Below are 24,569 nucleotides of genomic sequence, written 5' to 3'. Positions count from 1 at the left end.
CACTTCGAACAGCCTTCATCTGATTCCCAGCCTAATACATTCATCACTTCACGTGGGTGTGAAAGGCCAAGCTCGCGAATTTCAGCGACCACTTCTTCATGCGTATATTCCGTACAACCACACATTGGCTCTGGAGTGTTACCCACATCTTCTCCTGTTGTTAATGTTAACAAGTCAGCGATAAGCGGCTTACATCCACCACAAGAACGCCCTGCCGTCGTACATTGCTTCACTTGCTCAACGGTTGTTAACCCTTGATCGGTAATCGCTGAACAGATTTCCCCTTTTGAAATCCCGTTACAGTCACACACATTATCGCCATCTGCCATCGCTACAACCGGGCTGACTGGTGCTTCACCACTTTCAGATGGAAGAAGAGCCACCTTGCTCATTCCTGAGATATCATCCTCATTCCGCATCATTGAAAGGAGTCTTGTTGAGTCAGATGTATCCCCAAATAACACGGCGCCAATCACTTTGTTATCTCTCACAACAACTTTCTTGTAAATACCTTCGAATTCATCGTGAACTCGAATCGCTTTTGTATCTTCTGCGTCTTGGAACTCTCCTGCTGAGAATACATTGACGCCAGATACTTTTAATTGCGTATAAACAAGGGAACCCTCGTAACCGTGCTCAAGCGACTGACCTTCTGAACAAATATGAGCCGCTAATACTTTTCCTTGTTCGTAAAGAGGTGCAACAAGTCCGTACGCAATCCCTCTGTGCTGCGCACATTCCCCAACTGCGTACACATTTGGCGCACTTGTTTGCATGAAGTCATCAACCACAATCGCTCGTTCTGTTGTGAGACCTGCCTCTTGTGCAAGTGCAATGTTTGGCTTAATCCCTACAGCCATGACGACTAAGTCTGTTTTAAATCTCGTTCCATCTGTGAAGGAAATGCTTTCTACGCGCTTTTTGCCTTCAATTTCTTTTGTGTTTTTCTGTAAGTGGAATGTCATGCCTTGAGCTTCGAGTTCTTCTTTTAACATCTTCCCTGCTTGACTATCCAACTGGCGCTCCATTAAATAGTCGGCAATATGAATCACGTCGACTTCCATATTTAAGTTTAATAGACCACGAGCTGCCTCAAGCCCTAGTAGCCCCCCACCTATGACCGTCGCGCGTTTGTACTTTTTCGACGTATCGATCATCGTTTCACAGTCTTTAATGTTACGGAAGGCGATAACCCCTTCTTTATCGGCACCAGGCAATGGCAGCATAAATGGATTGGACCCTGTTGCAAAGATCAATTTATCATAAGAACGCTCTACCCCGTTTTGGCTCACAACGACTTGCTTCTCTGTATCTACATTAATAACCGGGTCACCTGTCAATAGTTCGATTTGGTTTTCTTCATACCAACTGTATTCGTTTAAAACGATATCATCGACCGTTGTATCCCCCTGAAGAACAGACGATAACAAGATTCGGTTATAGTTTGGATGCGGCTCTTCCCCAAACACAGTAATGTCAAAACGATCGCTATCGTTTTTTAAGATTTCCTCAATCGTACGAATTCCGGCCATTCCGTTTCCTATTAATACTAGTTTCTTTTTCATTTTCCCATCCTCCTATGTTCACTACTTAATTGAAGCTATTGACTTTCTAACTAGAACCTCTTTCTTCTCTTCTTTCTCTACTTTTTGCGGGCTGATGATCCAGTACAAGCAGCCAACGAAAATCGTCCCGCCTACAATATTCCCTAACGTTACTGGAATTAAGTTACTGAAGTAACCTGCTAACGTGATCGTGTCTGGACTTGGATGAATAAGAGCCAAACCTAAAATCGCCATATTTGCTATGCTATGTTCATAGCCTGATATAATAAATGTTAGTAAAATCCACGTAATCATCATGATTTTCGCTGCATCATTTTTGGTTCGTAACGTGCACCAGATTGCTAGACAGACTAGCCAATTACATAGAATGCCACGAAAGAAAATCTCTGACGTACTTAAGCTCATCTTATTGGAAGCAACTGTCATTAAAAAATGATCACTAGAAATATTAGAAAATACGCCTGAGAAAAAAATAAGGACACCAAATAAAGAAGCACCCATAAAATTACCGAGGTAACACCAAGCCCAGTTTTGAGCTGTTTCTTTCCACGTTGTAGCTTTAGACAAAGTACTCACGGTAAAGATCATATTGTTACCTGTAAAAAGCTCTGCCCCAGCAAAAATAATTAACACTAAGGCAATACCAAACGATAAACCTAATAACAATGACGCTAACGGAGGGGATAACTCCGAAAACGATCCTCCCAGTGAAAAACTCAATACAACCGCTAGTCCGACATACGCCCCAGCTAAACAAGCTGAAACTAAATATCTCACCAAGCTTTTATCCAATAGTTCTCTCTTCGCTATGGCCATATTGTTTAACTTATCAATCGTATCTTTATACATGTCGCCTCCCCCTTCTTCATTTTTACGAGCCGTCAAAAGCTCCTAAAAATGATGTTCTCTCTCTCTAAAAATCTATAACCTATATTTAAAATACATGTTTCATCGTATACTAACTAATTGCTATTATGTTGTGGTTTGTCATGTTTTCTTACAGACTTTTCTAAAAAATCCCTTCATTCCGCCAGTTCCCCTTTGTGAGTGAGTGGTATTTTATCCCCCAGCATTAACAACCTACGTGGCCTTCTATTAAAAAAATGAAGGTACACAATAGCATCGATTGTGCACCTTTATCTAAAACAAGTGATCATATTTTTATTGAAAGAAGATGGTAAAGGTAAGAACCAACAATGTGAAAATCCCTGGATTTTTAAGCTTTTTCGTTTTCATATTCATTACCTCCTTAGTACTAACTCGTTTTGTTACATTTATCTTAACAGCATACATTTGACCTGTAAGTATTTTGGTGAGGTAACCTCACAAAGAAAATATGCATTTTAAATATATGTTATATCATTCCTCTATCTCCAAATAATAACGGACCCTTCTTCCTTTACAATCAATAACATAAGGAATTCATTGATCTTTATTCCCATATAAATTATGTCTATATTTCAAAAGATGTATTTCAAATATTGCTTTTAACTGAAAACGCAACCATAATAAAACATATATTTCAAATACATCTTTAATTAAAAATGGAGGAATTCCCTATGACAACAAAAGTATTAGATTCCAAAACAATCGATATTATTAAATCAACAGTTCCAGTTTTAGCGGAACATGGCCCGGCAATCACTTCGCGTTTCTATCAAATGATGTTTACAAATCATCCAGAGTTATTACATATTTTTAATCATGTGAATCAAAAGCAAGGGAAACAACAGCAAGCGCTCGCTAATACGGTTTATGCGGCAGCACAATATATCGATCAGTTAGAAACGATTTTCCCAGCGGTAAAACAAATTGCACATAAACACCGCAGCCTAGGGGTCAAAGCAGAACACTATCCAATTGTCGGTGAACACCTATTATTAGCGATTAAAGATGTGTTAGGTGATGCGGCAACGGATGAAATCATCAATGCATGGGGTGAAGCATATGGAGTCATTGCTGATGTCTTTATTTCTGTAGAACAAGAAATGTATAATGAGGCAGCTACGAAACCAGGTGGTTGGGAAGGTTTCCGCGAGTTTATAATCACTAATAAAGTAAAAGAAAGTGATGTTATTACGTCATTCTATTTAAAACCGAAAGACGGAGGCAGTCTCTCCAACTTCCAACCAGGTCAATATATAACGGTAAAAGCAATCATTGATAGAGAGGCGTATACACATTTACGCCAGTATAGTTTATCAGATGTACCAGGTGAAGAATATTACCGTATTAGTGTAAAACGAGAAGATGGTAAAGGAGATATTCCTGCTGGTATCGTTTCAAACTTCCTACACCATCAAGTTTCTGAAGGAGACACGCTCGAAATTACAGCACCTGCTGGAGATTTTGTTTTACAAACACATGAAAATCGACCTGTCGTCTTATTAAGTGGCGGCGTTGGTCAAACTCCAATGATCAGCATGCTAAAAACACTAGCAAGTCAACAGCCAACTAGAGACGTAACGTATGTCCATGCAGCTATTAACAGTACGTATCACGCATTCCATGAGGAAATTGCCCGTATCACTAGCGAGCATGAAAATCTTAACTATTTTGTAAGTTATGAATCACCGACTGCAGAAGACCAACAGGCAAAGAACTATCAAAAAGAGGGGCATATCGATCTTCCTTGGTTACAATCTATTTTAAAGAACAACAAAGCCGATTTTTACTTCTGTGGACCCGTTCCTTTCATGAAAGCAATGAACCAAGCATTAAAGGAATGGAATGTACCTGATGAGCGAATCCATTTTGAATTTTTTGGACCTAAAGGCAGTTTAGAGGTATAAGACTCTTAAAGTCGAGCTACTATGAGCTCGACTTTTTAATGTTATGAGATGATATATACCTTTTTACGAAAGAACGGTTATGCTATACTGAGCAAACTAACCATTCCATACAAATTACTGGAGGCAAGCATGCTAACATTTGAAGAAAAACTATCGATTATTACTGAATCCTTTCCTGAGTTAGAAAGAAAAAATGTTTCATTAGGAAGAGTCAACTTTCACTACAATGAAAGTTCGTACGACCAAAAGAATGTAGTATATCATCTACACCCTAACGGAAATGGCTTTGTATACGCTGGGAATATGACAGGGTATCAAACGAACGATAAAGGGATGGTAAACATCCGCGACTTTACTGAAAAGGCCCTTCGTTCTACAATTCGAAAGTCAATTCTCTCTCTTACTCCAAAGGAGAGTGAACAAGATCATGAGCCAAAAGAGGAAGTGTGGATTAATGATAATACAGTGACACTTACTTTACTAAAAGAAGAAGATATGTGGAATGTGTATGCGGATGAGACCTTGGACGGGACATTTCATTCATATAAACAAGCAGCACATTATTTAGAAGAAGAAGGATTTACATGTATTTAATTTGTTACTTAAAATTAAATTAGGCATTTGATACATTTTATGGTATGCTTCATGTAACCATTTTCCACTTGTGTCATATTAAGGCTGACTGTCTATATAGTCAGCCTTTTTACTTTATCGAACAAAAGCTAAAGTTTTTGTTTGGGCACGCCCAACAAAAAAAGGACTCTACTAAAGAGTCCTTTTTTTGTTCATTATGCTTTGTTTACATTAACAGCTTGAGGTCCACGTTGACCTTGCTCTACGTCAAATGTAACTGCTTGACCTTCATCTAAAGATTTAAATCCTTCGCCTTGGATAGCTGAGAAATGTACGAATACATCATCTCCACCTTCAACTTCGATGAAACCGAATCCTTTTTCTGCGTTAAACCATTTTACTGTACCTTGTTGCATGTGTGTTTCCTCCTGTGTGGATCTTATCCACGTTTTAATACTATCATTGCTCAAGTTTAGATATCAAAGGCGAAAAGTTTAAATACTTATCAATCCCGACATTTCGAACAAAAATAATTCTAGTTAATCGTAACAGATAAAGCCTAGAAATGCAAATGGGAGTTAATCCCCAGAGGTCCTTTTTAGTATTTATGCTTTACTAACACCTCTATTAACAAAGCATTATCCCTCACAAAACACATGTTCAAGCAATCGTCTATTATTTAAACCAGCCTTTTTCTCTAAACTTAGAGATAGCTTCAATTCTGTTGCCAACTTCTAGTTTATCCAAAATAACCGAAATATAATTACGAACCGTACCATTTGTTAGGGAAAGTTCTTTTGCAATTTCACTCGTACTTTTCCCATCAGAAATCAATTCCATAACTTGTTTTTCACGATTTGTCAGTGGATTTTTATTATCAAAGGCTAAATCGACTAATTCAGGAGCATAAACACGTCTCCCATCCATGATGACTCGTATTGAATTTGCTAGTTCATCACTAGGGCTGTCCTTTAACAAATAACCCCGCACATCAGCATTTCGTGCACGTTCAAAGTAACCTGCACGAGCAAACGTCGTTAATATAATAACTTTACAAGGTTGGTCAATAAGCTCCTCAGCCGCATCGAGACCGCTCTTTACTGGCATTTCAATATCCATGATACAAATATCAGGGTTATGCTCCTTAACTAAAAATAAAGCTTCCTCCCCGTTCCTCGCTTCACCTACCACTTCCATGTCTTCTTCTAAATTAAGTAAAGAACTAAGGGCCCCGAGCAACATCCGTTGATCTTCGGCAATGACAATACGAATCAAGTTAATCCCTCCTAGTTGTCTGCTTAATCACATTTGGTACACGGATATCAACCGTTACCCCGTCCGATTCCTCAATGTTCAAGCTTCCATTCACAAATTCCAAACGCTCTCTAATACCACGAAGTCCGTTCCCCCGAAAATCATCATCTCTACTTGGGAACCCAATGCCATTATCTTTTACAATGATTTGGAGTTCCTCATCTAGCTCCTTAATAACTACTTTACAGGTCGTTGCCTGACTATGCTTGATCACATTCGTTACAGCCTCTTTCAAACACATCGTTACGACATTTTCGATTAATAAGGGTGTATTCTTCAGCGCGGCATTTCCTTCGAATAGGAATTCCATGTTTGCCGCTTTTAAGATTTGCTGAATATAAACAATTTCATCTTTTAGCTTTGCTCCCCGCATATCCGACACCATTTCACGTACTTCTTTTAAAGCTGTTCTAGCCGTTTGATTAATATCACTCATTTCTGCTTTGGCTGAATCTGGATTAATTTGGACTAACTTTCTAGCTAAATCACTTTTCAATCCAATGAGAGATAACTTTTGGCCAAGTGTGTCATGTAAATCACGCGCAATCCGCTGACGCTCTTCTGCAACCATCAATTCAGAAATTCTTTTATTTGCATCTTCTAATTGTCCCTCTAATTTCTCACGTTTGTTTCTATGGTACGAAGTGATCGGCAAAAGAATCACACCGATCACTGAAATAATAATAAAAGGAAACTGAGCAAAAAATAATTCAGTTTGTGAAAAAAAGCTGAAACATACGGCACTAATCGTCGTTAAAAGATGAATGATATACATCGTAACAAAACCGATCTTACTCTGAATGTTCCCAATAAAAAAGGCTAAGAAAAGTGCAAAATAAACGTAACCATAAAATAATGTCATACCTATGCTTATTGCCATTTCAATGGATACCCAAAAATAGACAAGTCTTCCTTTAGAAATAAATGATAGACGGTACGAAAGAAAAAATACCAAAATCATTACAATACCGAAAATAATTTCTAATGCAGAAGATAACCTAAAGATAAAATAAAAAGGCAATAGACAAAAGATAATCCAAATATAGACGCTTAACCCTGTATTTTTTGGGAAGATATTATACCAATTTTGCATATTAGCCCCTCTCTTTCTTTTTTGTTAGGAGCAGCAATTTTATAGTACTTATCATACAATAAGAACTGCCCTTTGTCTGATCATATTAGATAGAAAAACATTCTAGAGGGCACTGAAAAGGTGAAAGTCGACCTTTATCAGTGCCCTCTAATAATTTGAACGTTTTTTCTCATAGCTATTTATGATTTTCCTTGAAGACTAACCTGTTTACTCTTAATTTGTACGTTAGATCTTGATTTTGGCATAAGATGCTTCACCTGTTTGAAGCTGACAAATGTCTTACTAGCTTCGTCATAAAGACGAAATCGGATAGATTGTAAACTAGAACCCATTGTAATCGTTGTTGCTTTTTGTAACGGTGGCGTTGTCTCATGTACTTTTTCCAAGTTATAATTTGGAACTCTTGGGCTTAGATGATGAACGTGGTGATAACCAATATTCCCTGTTACCCACTGCAATAATTTAGGAAGCTTGTAATATGAGCTTCCATCAATAGCTGCTTTTACATAGTCCCACTCTTCTTCATCTTCAAAGTAAGAATCTTCAAATTGATGCTGCACATAAAATAACCATATGCCTAATACTCCTGCTACAAACAGGATTGGTCCTTGAATAAGCAGAAAAGCCTGCCAACCAATCATCCAGATCATGAATGAATAAAGGGCAACAATTGAAACATTAATAACATGCGTATTCATTCTTTCTTTTTTTCTTGCGTCTTTACGATTGAAACGATTTGTAATGAAAAACAAGTATATTGGACCAAGTCCAAACATCACAAGTGGATTGCGGTAAAGTCTATATGACAACCTTTCTTTAAATGATGCATTCACATATTCATCCACTGTCATAATCCACACATCACCAGTACCACGCTTATCTAAATTTCCACTAGTTGCATGGTGAATCGAATGCTCACGCTTCCACTTTTCAAAAGGAAACATCGTAATAACACCTGTAATGGTTCCGATTATACTGTTAACCTTCTTATTTTTAAAGAACGACCCATGACAACAATCGTGAAAAATAATAAAAATTCGAACGACAAACCCCGCAGCTACAATCGCTAAGGAAAGTGTTAACCATATTGAGACCGACAAGCTCTGATACGCTAGAAACCATAATATGAAGAACGGTGGTACTGTATTTATTAATTGTTTGATACTCGATTTTAAGTCTGATTTTTCAAATGGTACAATGCTTTTTTTTAGTTGTGTTAATTTGTGATTACTCATAACTTCCCCCTTGAAAGGCTCTATTAGTTGATATCGGAGAACTAATACCTCTATCATAAAAGAAAACCATTGTCGCAAGAAGTCATGAACGTCAAGTAACAAATATGACATTTGTCATACTTGTCCGTTTCTAGGTCAATGAAAACAGTTTTAGCAAAGGATAGTAGGTTTCCTCTAAAAAACAAAAAAGCCCTCGCACACACTCAATTAGTGTCGGAGGACTATTCATTTGATTCTAATAAATATGCTATAAATAATCGACAGAACCTTCTTTTTTCGGTTTAAGAAAATTCAACCAACTCGGAAGCTTTGACTTTGCTGCCGCTGTCTCTCGATAGGCTTGTACAAATTCCTGAAAATGAACTTCTCTTTCTTCAAGTTTTTGTTGGATAAATAACTTCTCCTCTTCTTCTCGATGAATGTCTTGCCTTAATCTATTTAATTCTTCTTTTGTGCTTTCGGCTGTATCTACGATGGTGTGAGAATACGATTGAATAAGTGATTTTGTTTTGCTGTGTCCTGCATTCATTTCACTTTTTACTTCTTCTTTTACTTCTTGGATAAACTCTTCCTTTAGTCCTGCAATAGATTCCGTTAGTTCTTGAATGTTATCAATCGTTTCATTTTGTAATGATAAGATGACATCATAATCATGATGGTCTTCGTGTGGTTCATCAACCTCAACAGCGATGTTCGTATTAAGAATAAAGTTTACATTTTCCTCATTTATATTATTGTCTTTTAAGATTTTTATTTTCTTTAACATCTCGAGGTCATATTCCGTATACAGTCGCGCTCCTGTTTTTGTTCTTTGAACATAGAGAGCATTTGGAAACATTTCTTCCCATTCTCTCAGTTTTCCTACTGGTATTTTTAAGTACTTTGAAACTTCCTTAATCGTATATTTCTTTTGACTGTTTTCCATCCTCTCACCTCTTATCTAATATGTTTGTAGTACATATTAGATAAGAGTATGACTATTTTCCTCCTACTTGACAAAAGTTCTAATAATAAGTTGATATTCGGCAATAAGTGTTGTGTTTTGATACTTACCGGAACCCGTAAATCGAGCTTTTATTTGCTAACCAGAATGATACAAAACAGAATGCCCATACTACTAATCGACTACGTTGGCAGGAGTGATTTCATCATGAATATAAAATCAGGTATATATTATTGGTCTACTACTTTTCCAGCCCCCCCTACCCTCGACTTGAGCAGGATCTTAACTGCGATGTAGTAATTATTGGCGGTGGAAGCTCCGGCGCTCAATGTGCTTATTATCTATCCAATTCGAATTTGGACGTTGTTGTGATCGAAAAGAATAAAGTTGGTCAAGGTAGCACAAGTACAAACACTGCATTTATTCAATATTCCCATTGTTAAGAAAATGGGAATGATTTCACAACATAAGCTTTTTCCCCCTTAAAAAACTTTTATTCAATAATTAAAAAACCTCTATTACAGGACATATCCTGCAGTAGAGGTTTTCTAACTCCCTGATTACCAACTAATCAATACTTATTGGATCGAATTCCGCAAAAGATCCTAACCCTTTATAAAAAAATTTCTTCTTCATTACTTAATTAAATTTAGATAGTCTTTCAATTTCAACTTGCGGTGCTAAAACATCATTTACTGTTTCCACCACAACGTATTCATCTACTGTAAAAGAAGCAGTTCCTCTAATATCTTCTGAAGAAGCTCCAACAAGTACTTCATATGTCCCTTTTTCAAGTACCCATGCTGATTTTTCTTCATCAAACGAAGAAAGGTTCTTCGCATCTAACTCAAACTTCAGATTCTCTTTTTTACCTGGTCTAAGCTCTTTCGTTTTGCCAAATGCTTTTAACTCAAGCTCTGGCTTTTCAAGCTTTCCGTCAGGTGCCGACACGTAAACTTGAACAGCTTCTCGTCCTGCTACATCACCAGTATTTTCCACTGTAGCAAAGACTGTAATTTTGTCTTTGAAGTTGCCATTCCGGTTCACTCTAACATTGTCATAGTCAAACGTCGCATAAGATAAACCATATCCAAATTCATAGGCTGGTTCTAAATCGAATGTGGAATGGTAACGATAACCTACATAAATATCTTCTTCATAATCGAACTCATCATTAACACCAGGATACCTTTCAGCATAAGGAAGCTCAGCGTAATCAACTGGGAACGTTTGTGGAAGCTTACCTGATGGATTCACTGCTCCCGTTAAAACATCTGCTAACGCATTTCCTAACTCTTGCCCCGGCTGCCACGAAAGAACGATTCCATCCACTTTATCTTCCCAGCTTGCTGTTTCAAGCGGACCTTCAACATTGAGAACGGCAATAACCGATTTTCCTTGCGCACGGTATGCATCGGATACATCCTCAATCATTTTTAATTTAGATTCCGAAAGATAGAAGTCTTCCTCCGAACGGTCAGATCCGTACGTGCCAAATTCACTTGAAAGTACAATGATTCCGACATCTGTATTTTCAGCAGCTACTATCGCATCTTCTGCTATATCCATTTCAGGAAGTGTCGGGAACGTAGAAACGAAGAAGTTTCCTGGCGTTTGCTGGTATTCTTCTGTTGCCCTTAATTCTTCTACATACGTTTCATATTTTGAAAGTAATTCTTCATTAATTTTTAAACCAGCATTTTGTAAACCTTCTGGGATACCGATCTGATATGGTGCATACACAAGTGCACTTCCTCTTCCTCCCGTCATCGTTTCAATATTTGGTGTACCAAAAAGAGAAACACTTACATCATTAGCTAATGGCAATGAGCTATCTTCATTTTTTAGAAGAACCATTCCATCCGCAGCTGCTTGACGGGCCACTTTCGCACCAGCTTCCATATCAGGGTTATTCGTAGCTACTTCTCCTTTGAAAGTTGGAGTTTTGACAACGATATTTAGAATCGCTTTAATATTACGATCGAGGTACTTTTCATCTAAACTTCCATCGTTCACTGCAGTAATGATTCGATTGATTTGATTTAAGTTTCCTGGCATGAATAAGTCGGTACCTGCTTCAATTTGTTTGACGATGTCCCGATTATTTCCATTTTCCCAATCTGTCATCGCAAATCCATTAAATCCCCAGTCTTCGCGTAATACACTTGTTAAAAGATCTTTATTTTCCGTCGCATACGTACCATTTATCGCATTATAAGAGTCCATAATCGCCCATGGATCTGACTCTTTCACAGCAATTTCAAATCCCTTTAGATATATTTCTCGTAACGCTCTTTGACTCACATTCATATTACCGTTATTTAATGTTCTTTGATTATAAGCTGCAAAGTGCTTAATCGTTGTACCGATCCCATTATCTTGAACTCCGTTCACAAATTCAGCCGTCATAATCCCTGTTACAAGAGGGTCCTCGGAAAAGTACTCATAATTTCGTCCGTTCAATAAATAACTTTGAATGTTCATACCCGGAGCAAGTAATAAATCTATACCGTACTCTGAAAGTTCAGCTGCTGTGGCAAGCCCAACTTTATTGACTAATTCAGTATCCCAAGATGAGGCAAGAACATTTGGTGAAGGAAATTTCGTAGCATGATACGTATTGTCATCATCTGGTCTTGTTGGATCAATTCGTACCCCCATTGGTCCATCAGCTAAAACAATAGCTGGAATTCCTAGGCGCGGGATTGCTTGAGTCTGCCCTGCTGCACCTGGTACTTTTCTAGATTGCGCTCCTATAATTTCCCCATTAACTGGGTCAAGTGCAACCGTATTCGCTCCTACTACCATTGCTGCTTTCTCTTGTAACGTCATCGCTTCTATAACGGCATTAATTGAAGCAGCATCAACCAATTGAGGAACTTGTTGTGGAGTTTCGTTCTTTGCCTCAGCAATAGGTGATGCATTACTATTTGGATTTGCAGCAAGTGCTGAGTCAATATGAAGTCCACTAAAAACTAAACCGGATGCTAACGCAATGGCTAGCAACTTTCTTTTCTTCTTCCTCATTTTTTTTAACATACACTCTTCCCCTTTCAAAAATAAAATCTTTCCTCCTCTTGAGGTGTAAGCGTTAACAATTTAATTTTACTAGGTAGAAACTAGTTATTTTTTCAAAAGATATTGATTTTTTTGTCATTTGTAGCACTTTATTGCTCCCTTAAGAAAATGAAAAACAAAAACGAACCCCGATTGACATTTGAAGTCACTATTACAGCCCGGGATCGTCACTCAATGAAGTAGCAGTGGCTCCGAAACGTTGCGCGCTTGCTATGAGAAACCCCTCATAGCGGACTTTCAAAAAACAGCAACGGTTCCGCTCGTTGCTTAGAGGGCACTGAAAAAGGGAAAATCACCCTTTTTCAGTGCCCTCATCGGAGTTCGTCAACTCTTACCCTTTTACAGAACCAGCAAGTAAACCTCTAACAAAAAATTTACCTAAAATAATATAAACCAATAGTGTTGGTAATGCCGCCAATAATGCACCGGCCATCTGTACATTCCATTGTACGATCTGACTGCCAGATAGATTTTGTAAGGCAACCATGACTGGTTGTTGGCTTGTTGTCGTTATCGATACTGCAAAAAGAAATTCATTCCATATATTTGTAAATTGCCAAATTCCCACAACGACAAAACCTGTAATTGATAGAGGAAAGACAATATGTCGGTATAGTCGGAAGAATCCCGCCCCATCTACTCTACCTGATTCAAGCATCTCATCAGGGATACTAGCATAGAAATTTCGGAACATCAGTGTTGTTATAGGTAACCCATAGACAACATGAACAAAAATAAGTCCAGGAATCGTATTATACAACCCTACTTCTCTTAAAAACTGAATGAGAGGAATTAAGATACTTTGATAAGGAATAAACATTCCAAATAAAATAGCTGTAAACACCCAATCTGAGCCTTTGAACTTCCACTTTGATAACACATACCCATTCATTGAACCAAAAAGTGCAGATAAAATCGTTGCAGGTATCACTAAATAAAATGTATTTATTAGATTAGGAGAAAGACGTGAAAAAGCATGAGAATAACTGCTCCAATCAATCGAACTTGGCAACGCCCACATTTGCTCTAGTGTCACTTCTTCAATTGGCTTTATGCTTGTAATGAACATGACGTAAACAGGCATTAAAAAGAACAAACTTAATGCAATGAGAATAATATATATCATAGGGCGATAGAAAGATTTAGCGACCATTACGATACACCCTTTCTACTTGAGATCAAATATGGAACGATGAAAATAGCTACTGAGACAAGCATGATGATGGCAATTGCGGCACCATTGCCATAGTAGTTAGCTCGGAATGTAGTCTCAAACATGTACACACCTGGTACATCTGTTACAAAGTTGGCTCCTGGTCCTGTCATCGCATAAATTAAGTCAAAAATCTTCAAAGAAATATGAGCCATGATGATAATGACGCTCATTGTAATTGGTGTTAATAAAGGTATAATAATCTTTCGGTAAATTTGAAATTCCGTAGCTCCGTCCATCCTGGCGGCTTCTCGAACTTCGTCAGGTATCGCTCTTAGCCCTGCTAAGTACATTGCAATGGAGAAACCAGACATTTGCCAAACTGCTGCAATGACTACAGCTATCGTAGCAACTGGGAGACCAAATTCGATTTTCCCAATATTAATGGCAGGAATGATTGTTGTATCCGTATACCATCGCGAGTCTAATCCAAACTTTTCCAAAAAGAGATTAATTCCTGTAGATGGGTGTAACAACCATTGCCAAACAACACCAGTGACAACGAAAGATAAAGCCATTGGAAAGAAAAATATATTTCTAAATAAAGATTCCTGTTTTAACTTTTGATCTAATAAGATCGCTAACGTTTGCCCAATTAAGATTACAGCTCCGATGAAGAGAACTGTGAAGAAGACCGTATTTCTTAAATCAGCTTGGAAGCGAAAATCTTGAAAAAGAAAAGCATAGTTTTTTACCCCTGCAAACGATAAATCTGGAACTAATGAATTCCAATTACTAAATGATACATATCCAGTCCATCCGATAAAGCCATAGACAAAGATTGCTATTAGAATGATAGAAGGCGAGATAAACAATAAAGCATAAATTTGATCAATATTTAATTTCTTTTTTCTTTTCGGTTGTGGGATTGGTTTTACACTAGTATTGGGTACGATACTTTGCTTAGTTGCATCATACTCTTTCATTGGTTCCATATGACTTACCCCTTTACTTATAAAGAAAAGAGGAAGAGTATCTCATCCTCTTTTCTTCATATTTTTGATGTTTACTGAGCTGCCATTTTTAATGAATCAACAAATTGCTCTACATTTCTTTGTGTCACAAAAATGTTAATTGCTTGGTTAATTTGAGTGACAACTCCCTCAGCAGCAGATGAACCGTGTGCTAAACTAGCTGCTAACTCTCCATTGTTAAAATCATCAATTGTCTCTTGACCATACTCGTCATAATTGGAAAGATCAGCGTCCACTCGCGCAGGAATTGAACCTTTAAGAGGGTTGAATGCATCCTGACCTTCAACAGAGCCCAAGACAGCTAAAAACTCTTTAACAGCATCTGGATTGCTAACTCCCTTTGGCAATCCAAAGGTATCTGTAATAACTAGGAAAGTTCCTTCCGTTTCTGGTGTTGCAACCCATCCAAAGTCTTCTTTTACAGTTAGATTTAAGTCATTTACAAAATATCCTTTAGCCCAGTCACCCATAACATTCATAGCAGCTTCACCATTAGCAACTAACTGTGATGCATCTTGCCAGTTACGAGAACTGTGGTCTTCATTTACGTAATCAAGCATTCTCCCAAAAGTTTCAATTGCCTCTACCACAGAAGGGTCATCAAACGCTAAGTCCCCAGTCCATAATGCACTATATTGATCTGCTCCTAAGACCCCTAATAACACTGTTTCTAGTAAATGGGTTGCTGTCCAAGGTTCACGGTCTCCAAGTGCAAGTGGTGTTACACCATTTGATTGTAGTTCTTCTGCAACCGTAAAGAACTCGTCGAATGTCGTTGGTACTTCTAGTCCATGCTCTTCAAAAATGGCTGTGTTATACCAAAGAACATTTGAACGGTGAATATTGACAGGTACTGAATAAATGTTTCCATCTTCACTCACTAAATCGATTAAATCTTGTGGAAACTTATCCATCCATCCTTCTTGTTCATATAGATCATTAAGAGGCTCCATTTGCCCTGCTGCTACCCAAGAATCATTAAGCTCTGCACCACCATGAACTTGGAATGTGCCAGGGGGATCATTTCCTTGAATACGGCTCGTCAATACTGCTTTGGCATTTGTACCTGCCCCTCCAGCTACTGCTGCATTTTCTACTTTAATTGTTGGGTGCTTCTCTTCAAATAAATCAATTAATGCAAGTAACCCATCTTCTTCCCCTGCTCCTGTCCACCAACTAAAAATTTCCACAACTTCCTGTTCTGCAGAAGGTTCCGTTGCATCTCCTCCTTGTTCTGATGAGGTTTCAGAAGAACTTTCATCAGAACCACAAGCAGTCACTGTAAAAAGAGACAGTGCTAATGCTGAAGCTGCTAGCCACTTCTTTTTCATCGTTATCTCCCCTTTTTCTCAATTTTCTAACTCACACTAAAAATTTATCATACCCCTCCGCGATAGAAACCGCTTTCATCTGTAATCTTTTGTCATCTTCTTCACTATTTTGCTTTTTCAAAGAAAAAACACCCCAACTATAACCTTAGTTTGAGGTGTTATTGTAACTTTTATATGACCTTAAAGTGCTTAGCCCGATATTCGCTAGGACTTTCGCCAGTTGTTTTTTTATATACGCGACTAAAGTAATTAGGATCTTTATACCCAATCGTTACAGCAATCTCTTTTAAACTTAAACTTTCAATATTTAACAGTTCTTTGGCTTTTTTGATCCTTAGCTGCGTTACATAATCAATAAACGTCATATCATAACGCTCTTTAAATAATTTGCTAAAGTAATAAGGGCTTAATCCAATAAAATCTGCCGTTTCATCAAGCGTGACTCCTTTGTGATAATTGCGTTCGATATATTCTTTTGCCCGAAGTAATAAGCCCTTAGCATCATTTTGCCGCCACTCTCTTATCTCATGTATTAACGAAACCAATTGTGATTTTGCGTATTCTTTAACTTGTGTAAGAGTGTTAAGCGATATAAATTCATGCTGAAAAGGCATATTAATCCCTATTTCCTTCAACATTCTCGAAACAACAATAAACAAATCTCTTAAACTTGATTTAACATTTTTCAAATTGTGATGTGATGCTTCTACAATCGTATAAAAATACTGATCAAATAATCGTAAAGAACCGTCTATATCGCCATTTTTTATTGACTCTAATAGCTTCTTTTCTTGCTCAATTGGAATTAATTGTTCTCTTTTCTTCTTTAGGCTCTCATGATAAATTAAATAATTAGCTGTATCCGTGCTATAGACAAATTCTAATGCTACAAGGGCTTCTTCATAAGATCTTGAAAATTGCTCCAATTTAGCAACATACGACCCAGCTCCAGCAATAAGCCGGCAATCATGTTGCTGATTTTTAAAGTTATGGATGATTTTTAAGATATATCGGTCTAACTCATTCCTCCCGTCACTTTGTCCCATCTTTGTATCTATTAATATAAAGACAGGGATATGTAGACCAATCATTGGACCTACTAGGCAATTATCCACTTCATTTTGAAGAATCTCTTTAAGTTGGTGATACCAAGTTAATTTAAGTGATCGACTAGCTTCAACCGGACCGCTATCGAAAGAAAAAACCAGAGCAAATCCTTCTTTTCCATCTATATTAAGCCACTTGCTCCATTCGCTTATATTTGTATCTTGGATATGATCCATTAATAAATAAACAATTGATTCCGTTTGAACAAAAGATGATATACGTTCTAAACGGGTTGATAACTCTAATATTTGCTCGTCTTCCTGTCTTCCTTCTTCAATCTCTTCCACCGTCCGATCAATTGCTTCTAATATATCGTTCTTTTTACTTGGCTTTAATAAATATTCCTTAACGCCATACCGCATCACTTGCTGTGCATAGTCGAACGTATTAAAAGCTGAAACCATAATGAATTTAATTTCAGGATGTTCTTCATGAATCCTTTTCACAGCTTCTACACCGTCTATTCCAGGCATCTTAATATCCATAAAAATAATATCGGGCTTTAAGTTATTCGCAAGCTCAATTGCTTTTCTTCCATTTCCTGCTTCACCAACAATTTCAAGATTTGTTCGTTCTGACCGAATAATAAAGGTTAATCCCTCACGCTCAATTACTTCATCATCCACGATTAATATCTTAATCATCTTTTGCCTCCTTGAAATGTATTGGTAGCTTTAATCGTATAATCGTCCCTTCTCCAGGACTTGAGATAATATCCATTACATCTACTTTCTGATAAAAGATCTCTAGACGCCTTCTTACATTTTGCATTCCAATACCCGTTGAATGCCCTTCCCCTTTTTGATGAGTTCCCATTTTTTTATGTTCATTTTTTAAAAGGCTTAATCGTGTCCTTTCGTCCATCCCTACTCCGTTATCACAAATATCTACAATCAAGTGATCCTCTTGTTGATAAATTTCCAACGAAATTTTTGCACCTTCCTCTAGTTCTTCAATCCCATGAACAAAAGCATTTTCTACAATCGGCTGCAAAGTTAAACAAGGGATTGGTATAGATAAATCTATATTTTCATGATTTATTTCAAAGGAAATTCTGTCTCCAAATCTAGACTTTTGAATATAAAAGTATTCTTTTACTATTTCTACTTCCTCATTGAGCAGCATTGTTTTATTTAAGTTTCCAAGATTATATCGTAGCAAAGTAGAAATAGAACTTATTAACTGGCCCGTCCGTTCTGCACCTTCTATATAGGAAGTTTTCAAGATTGCATTCAGCGTATTAAAAAGAAAATGCGGATTAATCTGATTCTGTAAGCTCTTCAGTTCCATTTCTTTCAAAGCTTGATTAAGCCTTGAATTTTCTTGAATTTCATCAACTAACTGACGAACATTTCTTTTCATTTCATTGAACGTTTTTGAAAGGAACCATAGTTCGTCTTTTGAGGATACTTGAACATCTTTGCCTTCAAAATTCCCCTTCGAAATTTCATGTGCAGCTGTATTTAACGTTGAGATTGATCTCGTAATACCTGTTGAGAACCAAACTGCAAACAACGTACTGATGATAAAACTTGCAAATATAATAGCGATCCCCATATAGTTGGTTATTCGCTGCTTCTCAACCATACTTTCGTAAAACTGATGATAATCTGTTAACTCTTCATTAATTAACATTAAAGTTGTTTCATGAATGAACGTGGAAATCAGTTCTGTCTCAAATAAATTATCATAATAAAGGTCTATATCTCCTGACTCAAAGCTTAACACAGTCAGATCCGATTGTTCTAATAGACTTGAGATCATATTTTCATAATTTTTAATTTGTATGATGTTGTTAGAATATGGCTTCAGATCCTCAAGTTGCTTCTGTAACTGGATCAAACTTTCTCTATTCTTGGTATATTCTTTTAATAACTCTGGAGAATCCTCAATAATATAAAGCGTTAATTTATCATAAATCGCATTCGTTGTTTGAGTAATTTCATTTAAAAGCAAAAAGCGCCTAAAGTTGTCATCATACTCACTTACAGCATTTTTATTATTTTGGTACAACATTAAAGAGACCGCTACCATGATAAGTAGTAAAGTAGCAAAATAAATTAATAGTTTTGTTCTAATTTTAATCATTTTCACTCCCTAATTAAGTGCATCTCTGTTTCTAGGTCGGGTAGATCCGCTTTACGAATAATCTTGGTTTCAGTATGGTTAACAATAGACTTAGGTTGATAAATGAAGCTTTCCATCAACACTTCAACACTTTTAAAGCCCATTTCAAAAGGCTTCTGTACAACAACGGCATGAATTTCATTCCCTTCCAACAACTTTATCGTTTCATCAAGTGTATCGAAAGCAATAATGTATAGATCATTCACATTTACTTTGTTCTTTGCTGCAACAATCCCGATTCCATCTAAAGCACTAGTTCCATAAAACGCATTTATTTCTTCATATGTTCGTAATAATTGATAAGCTTTTTGCTCGGCTTCCAATCTAGAAATATTTGATTCCTCGACTGCTACCACTTTTATTCTTTCAATGTCCTTAATCATATCCTTAAACCCTTGTACTCTTAACTGTTGATGTTCGGAATTGAAATTCCCTGTAATAATCCCGACTGAGACCTCTCCTTCTGTATCCTCAATTAACGCTTTTCCAGCAAGTAAACCTGAATAATAATTATCCGTCCCTATATACGCAACCCTATCACTACTTGGAGCATCGGTATCAATTGTTACCACTGGAATGCCACTTTCAATAGCTCGATTAATGGCAGGTACAAACTCTTCTTCAGTTAAAGCTTGTGTAATGATTCCATCTACTTTAGACGCGACTGCCATGTCTATAAGCTTTAAATGCTCTTTTATGTTCGATCGTTTGGGTCCTTTGTACTCAACATGGACGTCAAAATAGTTCTCTGCTTCTTTAGCCCCTTTTTCAACTAGACGCCAGTAGTCATTATCTGCCTCTTCTCCTATTAAAACAAAATGATAGGTAGGTAGTTCTTTTGCAACAAGTTGGGTTAACTTCTCATTTATATTAAGCGTTTTCAAAAATGAACTACTTATAAATATTCCTAATGATAGTAACGTTACAAAACCGATGATAAATAATGATACACTCATTCTTCGTTGCAAACAGGCATCCCCCTTCTTTAGAAAATCTTACCAACATTTTACTTATTTTTTGATAAGAAGTATATGCTACCTTAGTATCACACTAGGAAAGCATATTATATATCCTTATTTTGAGATATCCTACATCCGAATTACTTTATGAGCATATTGTCCTAATACTAAACGATTTGATTAGTTCTATATAGAAAAGTCCCTAATAAAGTGAGCGCATGAGAAGTTCATTCTAATTATGGAACACATAAAAAAATGCGGTCATACTCCGCATTTTTAAATAAATAACTTTTAATATGTTTGTTTCCAATCAAAGTAAGATCCACTACCATTGCATCCAGCACAATGATAATAAGAGGAATTAACCATGTACACTTCCGTTCCTAGTAAGTTAAAGCCTTTTCCCTGGCATTCAGGGCAGACCCCTTGTGACTTAAAGAGTTCAATTCTGCGTTCATTTCTTTTATCAATCCAATCACCAAAAATATTCATTATTCCCATTATTTCTCACCTCGAAAGTAGTTTCCCAAAAAGATGAGGGGTTATTCATGGGGCACTTCTCCTTCCACAAAAAGAAAAAGCTGCCAAAAGAGCAGCTTTCCCACAACTTATTTCTGAGCTTGTAGTTCACTCACTGACTGTTTTAACTCATGCTTAATTGTAGCTTGAGCAGCAGCAAGGCGGGCAAGTGGTACACGATATGGTGAGCAACTAACATAATCTAACCCTACTGAATGGCAGAATTCTATGGAATGTTTCTCTCCTCCGTGTTCTCCACAAATTCCTGTCTTTAATCCTGGCTTCGTCCCTCGACCAAGCTTCACACCAGTTTCTACTAGCTTTCCTACACCTTCTTGATCAAGAGATGCAAATGGATTTTCTGGTAAAACTTTGTTTTCAATGTATGATTGAAGGAATTTTCCTTCTGCATCATCACGACTGTATCCAAATGTTGATTGCGTTAAATCATTGGTTCCAAATGAGAAAAAGTCTGCTTCTTCAGCAATGTGATCGGCTGTTAATGCGGCGCGTGGAACTTCAATCATAGTCCCTACTAAATAATCAAATGTCTTTCCAGTTTCTTCTTCTACTTGTACACCAGCATTGATGACCAACTGACGCATTTCCTTTAACTCATTTACATGGCCGACTAATGGAATCATGATTTCCGGCTTTACATCGATGCCTTTATCCATTCCTTTTGCAATGGCATAGAAAATGGCTTTTGCCTGCATGAGGTAGATTTCGGGATATGTCATTCCAAGTCGGCATCCACGATGACCTAACATTGGATTAAACTCATCTAATTGGCGCACTTTTCGCAGGAGATATTCCTTCTCTCTCAACTCTTCCGAATCAGGTTTGGTCATTTGTAGTTTTGTTACTTCAACGAGCAGCTCCTCTTTATCTGGTAAGAATTCATGAAGAGGAGGATCTAACAAACGAATCGTAACAGGGCGACCCTCCATTGCCTCAAAGATTCCTTCAAAATCCTCTTGTTGCATTGGTAACAGCTTACTTAAAGCAACTTCACGCTGTTCGTAAGTTTCAGCAAGTATCATTTCTTGAACGATTGGAATGCGATTTGCATCCATAAACATATGCTCCGTCCGGCATAATCCGATTCCGCCTGCCCCAAATTCAACCGCTTTTTGTGCGTCCTCTGGATTATCCGCGTTTGCTCTGACCCCTAATTTTCTCTCTTGATCTGCCCACGTTAATAGTAATTGAAACTCTTCTGATAGCTGCGGAGCAATCATTGGAATTTCCCCTAAGAAAATTTCACCTGTAGATCCGTCGATCGTGATCACATCCCCTTGTCTCACAATCGTTTCTCCTACTTTAAACTGCTTTCCTTTTAAGTCAATCTTGACAGATTCAGAGCCACAAATACAAGCTTTTCCCATTCCTCTTGCTACTACTGCTGCGTGGCTCGTCATCCCACCGCGACTCGTCACAGTAGCTTGTGCTGCGACAATTCCATGGATATCATCAGGTGTTGTTTCTGGACAAATTAAGATCACCTTTTTCTCTTCTTTTCCTAAACGTTCAGCGTCATCCGCATCAAACACGACTTGACCTGTAGCAGCCCCAGGTGAAGCAGGAAGACCTTTCGCTAGTGGATTCCGCACATAAGAATCATCAATACGACTGTGAAGCAGCTGATTCAATTGATCTGGATCAACCCGCAAAATGGCTTCTTTTTTGCTTATAATCTTTTCTTCTACTAAATCAACTGCTATTTTAATAGCGGCTTGAGCGGTTCTTTTACCAATTCTTGTTTGCAGAATGAATAGTTTACCACGTTCAACGGTGAATTCAATGTCTTGCATGTCTTGATAGTGCTGTTCAAGAAGGTTGCACATATCCACAAATTGCTGGTACACATCTGGCATTTCCTGCTTGAGAGTAACGATTGGCTGTGGTGTACGAATTCCGGCAACTACATCCTCTCCCTGAGCATTGATTAAGTATTCACCATAAAGCTTCGCCTCCCCTGTAGAAGGATTCCGTGTAAACGCTACACCGGTACCAGAATCATCACCCATGTTTCCGAACACCATACTTTGAATATTGACAGCGGTTCCAAGATGGCCAGGAATTTTTTGAAGACGACGGTATACAATTGCCCGTTGATTATTCCAAGAATCAAATACTGCACTAATAGAAAGGAACAATTGCTCTTTAGGATCTTCTGGGAATGAACTTTTTGTATGATTCTTCACAAGTTTTTTGTAGCCTTGAATCACTTCTTTCCAATCATCAGCTGACATTTCAGGATCGGTTTCGTATCCTTTTTCTTCCCTTATTTCTTCAAGTAATTGCTCGAAATAAAAGCCATCCACTTTTAAGACAACATCACTAAACATTTGGATAAATCTGCGGTAAGAGTCATACGCAAACCTTGGGTTGTTCGTAAGCTTTGCCATTCCTTCAACCGTTTCATCGTTCATTCCAAGATTTAAAACCGTGTCCATCATTCCTGGCATTGAATGAACCGCACCTGAACGAACAGAAACTAGCAATGGATTCTTTGGATCTCCTAGTTTCTTCCCTGTTTTTTCTTCAAGATTAGTTAGTGCTTCTAATACTTGCCGCTCCATTGCATCAGAAATTGATTTTCCTGCATCATAATATGCATTACAAGCCTCTGTCGAAATGGTGAATCCATAAGGAACAGGCAACCCAATGCGAGTCATCTCTGCTAAGTTTGCTCCCTTTCCACCTAAAAGTTCCTTTTTATCGCCGCTTCCTTGATCAAACATATAAACAAATTTATTCACGATTTCCTACCCCTCTCTTTTTCAACATGGCTAATAATAAATCGGCCGTCTCTTCAACAGCTTTGTCTGAGACATTAATAATGGGACATCCAATACGTTTCATTATTTTTTCAGCGTATTCTAGCTCTTCTAGGATCCGGTCTAAATCGGCATATTTCGCTACCGACAGACCTAAGTTCTTCAATCGTTGTTTGCGAATTTCATTTAACTTATCTGGTGTAATAACCAGGCCGACACATTTATTCTTTGAAACTTTAAAAAGCTCATCGGGTGGACACACTTCTGGTACTAGTGGAACATTCGCTACTTTGAAACGCTTATGTGCCAAATACATAGACAATGGAGTCTTTGAAGTTCGAGAAACTCCAATTAGTACAATATCTGCACGTTGAATTCCTCGTACATCTTGCCCATCATCATACTTGACAGCGAACTCAACAGCTTCCACCCTCCGGAAATAGTTGGCATCCAACTTCCTTATCAACCTTGGCTGACGTTTCGGGAGCTTATTGAACTTTTGAGAAAAGGCTTCCATAAGTGGACTCATCAGATCAATCGCTAAAATTCCTTCCTCTTCCGCCCTTTTATCTAAGTATTCTTTCAAAGTAGGAATAACAAGTGTATAGGCGATGATCGAGTTGGTGCATTTAGAAACAATAATGACATGCTCGAGATCTTTTATTTCCTCCACATAGGAAACATGCTCAATCTCAACTTCTCCCCCATTAAATTGGGATGCGACGGCTTTCACCATCAACTCAGCCGTTTCACCAACTGAGTCAGAAACGACATAGACAACTTCCTTTTCTTTCACATCGATTCCCCTTTACCTTTTTCGTTTAACAGCGTCTTTCATGAAATTGTCTTGGTCATTTCATGATGGCACCTACTATGTACCACATTGTTTGACTATCAGGCCCCTACAAAACTTGTTTTTATGGACTATATCAGGTTGATAGTCTACTAGTATTCAAACTTATA

At 37.6% G+C, this 24,569-nt stretch carries 19 protein-coding genes and 1 pseudogene; 3 read left to right on the top strand and 17 right to left on the bottom strand.

Annotated elements, in window-relative coordinates:
* Together nirB and SAY88_RS20815 are read right to left on the bottom strand one after the other, a co-directional pair.
* Window positions 1-1,565, bottom strand: a 1,565-nt coding sequence (gene nirB, locus SAY88_RS20820; protein ID WP_332634064.1) for a nitrite reductase large subunit NirB, incomplete at its 3' end; no start/stop codon positions are given.
* Between the two features lie 21 nt (window positions 1,566-1,586).
* Complete coding sequence (locus tag SAY88_RS20815; protein WP_332634063.1) at window positions 1,587-2,414, bottom strand: formate/nitrite transporter family protein; 828 nt, start codon at window positions 2,412-2,414, stop codon at window positions 1,587-1,589.
* A 710-nt stretch (window positions 2,415-3,124) separates the two neighbouring features.
* Here SAY88_RS20815 and hmpA point away from each other — a divergent pair.
* Together hmpA and SAY88_RS20805 are read left to right on the top strand one after the other, a co-directional pair.
* Complete coding sequence (hmpA, locus tag SAY88_RS20810; RefSeq protein ID WP_332634062.1) at window positions 3,125-4,357, top strand: NO-inducible flavohemoprotein; 1,233 nt, start codon at window positions 3,125-3,127, stop codon at window positions 4,355-4,357.
* Window positions 4,358-4,486: 129 nt separating this feature from the next.
* Complete coding sequence (locus SAY88_RS20805) at window positions 4,487-4,951, top strand: hypothetical protein (protein ID WP_332634061.1); 465 nt, start codon at window positions 4,487-4,489, stop codon at window positions 4,949-4,951.
* 194 nt (window positions 4,952-5,145) lie between these two features.
* On the opposite strand, the gene SAY88_RS20800 is transcribed toward SAY88_RS20805, so the two are convergent.
* The 5 genes from SAY88_RS20800 to SAY88_RS20780 form a co-directional block, all read right to left on the bottom strand.
* On the bottom strand, window positions 5,146-5,346 hold the full coding sequence (locus SAY88_RS20800; protein ID WP_250098647.1) for a cold-shock protein: 201 nt from the start codon (window positions 5,344-5,346) through the stop codon (window positions 5,146-5,148).
* 259 nt (window positions 5,347-5,605) lie between these two features.
* Window positions 5,606-6,205, bottom strand: coding sequence for a response regulator transcription factor (locus SAY88_RS20795; protein ID WP_332634060.1), 600 nt, complete (start codon window positions 6,203-6,205; stop codon window positions 5,606-5,608).
* Between the two features lies 1 nt (window position 6,206).
* The gene (locus SAY88_RS20790) at window positions 6,207-7,337 is read right to left on the bottom strand and encodes a sensor histidine kinase (protein ID WP_332634059.1); all 1,131 of its coding nucleotides are present in this window, start codon (window positions 7,335-7,337) and stop codon (window positions 6,207-6,209) included.
* Between the two features lie 179 nt (window positions 7,338-7,516).
* On the bottom strand, window positions 7,517-8,572 hold the full coding sequence (gene desA, locus SAY88_RS20785) for a Delta(5) desaturase DesA (protein WP_332634058.1): 1,056 nt from the start codon (window positions 8,570-8,572) through the stop codon (window positions 7,517-7,519).
* A 247-nt stretch (window positions 8,573-8,819) separates the two neighbouring features.
* Window positions 8,820-9,497, bottom strand: coding sequence for a MerR family transcriptional regulator (locus tag SAY88_RS20780; RefSeq protein WP_332634057.1), 678 nt, complete (start codon window positions 9,495-9,497; stop codon window positions 8,820-8,822).
* Between the two features lie 225 nt (window positions 9,498-9,722).
* Here SAY88_RS20780 and SAY88_RS20775 point away from each other — a divergent pair.
* A pseudogene (locus tag SAY88_RS20775) lies at window positions 9,723-9,946 on the top strand (FAD-dependent oxidoreductase); the annotation flags it as partial.
* Between the two features lie 208 nt (window positions 9,947-10,154).
* On the opposite strand, the gene SAY88_RS20770 reads toward SAY88_RS20775, so the two are convergent.
* The 10 genes from SAY88_RS20770 to SAY88_RS20725 form a co-directional block, all read right to left on the bottom strand.
* Window positions 10,155-12,554: a beta-glucosidase gene (locus SAY88_RS20770; RefSeq protein ID WP_332634056.1), complete on the bottom strand. Its 2,400-nt coding sequence runs from the start codon at window positions 12,552-12,554 to the stop codon at window positions 10,155-10,157.
* 370 nt (window positions 12,555-12,924) lie between these two features.
* On the bottom strand, window positions 12,925-13,746 hold the full coding sequence (locus SAY88_RS20765) for a carbohydrate ABC transporter permease (RefSeq protein WP_332634055.1): 822 nt from the start codon (window positions 13,744-13,746) through the stop codon (window positions 12,925-12,927).
* Window positions 13,746-14,741 carry a carbohydrate ABC transporter permease gene (locus SAY88_RS20760; RefSeq protein ID WP_332634054.1) on the bottom strand — a complete coding sequence of 332 codons (996 nt, stop codon included), beginning with the start codon at window positions 14,739-14,741 and terminating at the stop codon, window positions 13,746-13,748. Before SAY88_RS20760 ends, SAY88_RS20765 begins: the two co-directional genes overlap by 1 nt.
* 71 nt (window positions 14,742-14,812) lie before the next feature.
* A complete protein-coding gene (locus SAY88_RS20755) occupies window positions 14,813-16,111 on the bottom strand; it encodes an ABC transporter substrate-binding protein (RefSeq protein ID WP_332634053.1) in 1,299 nt (432 codons plus the stop codon).
* A 170-nt stretch (window positions 16,112-16,281) separates the two neighbouring features.
* Window positions 16,282-17,862, bottom strand: coding sequence for a response regulator transcription factor (locus SAY88_RS20750; RefSeq protein WP_332634052.1), 1,581 nt, complete (start codon window positions 17,860-17,862; stop codon window positions 16,282-16,284).
* Complete coding sequence (locus SAY88_RS20745; RefSeq protein ID WP_332634051.1) at window positions 17,855-19,306, bottom strand: sensor histidine kinase; 1,452 nt, start codon at window positions 19,304-19,306, stop codon at window positions 17,855-17,857. The genes SAY88_RS20750 and SAY88_RS20745 overlap by 8 nt, the downstream gene beginning before the upstream one ends.
* 2 nt (window positions 19,307-19,308) lie before the next feature.
* A complete protein-coding gene (locus tag SAY88_RS20740) occupies window positions 19,309-20,313 on the bottom strand; it encodes a sugar-binding protein (protein ID WP_332634050.1) in 1,005 nt (334 codons plus the stop codon).
* A 282-nt stretch (window positions 20,314-20,595) separates the two neighbouring features.
* Window positions 20,596-20,805, bottom strand: a complete 210-nt coding sequence (locus SAY88_RS20735) for a methionine aminopeptidase (protein ID WP_332634049.1) — start codon at window positions 20,803-20,805, stop codon at window positions 20,596-20,598.
* Window positions 20,806-20,912: 107 nt separating this feature from the next.
* Complete coding sequence (ppdK, locus tag SAY88_RS20730; protein ID WP_332634048.1) at window positions 20,913-23,588, bottom strand: pyruvate, phosphate dikinase; 2,676 nt, start codon at window positions 23,586-23,588, stop codon at window positions 20,913-20,915.
* Entirely contained in the window at window positions 23,581-24,402 is an 822-nt protein-coding gene (locus SAY88_RS20725) for a pyruvate, water dikinase regulatory protein (protein ID WP_332634047.1), read from the bottom strand. Before SAY88_RS20725 ends, ppdK begins: the two co-directional genes overlap by 8 nt.
* Window positions 24,403-24,569: the final 167 nt, after the last annotated feature.

The sequence above is a fragment of the Halalkalibacter flavus genome (assembly GCF_036663575.1).
GTDB lineage: Bacteria > Bacillota > Bacilli > Bacillales > Bacillaceae_D > Halalkalibacter > Halalkalibacter flavus.
Note: the sequence above shows the minus strand (reverse complement) of the source record. Positions and strands in the feature narration are given on the sequence as shown.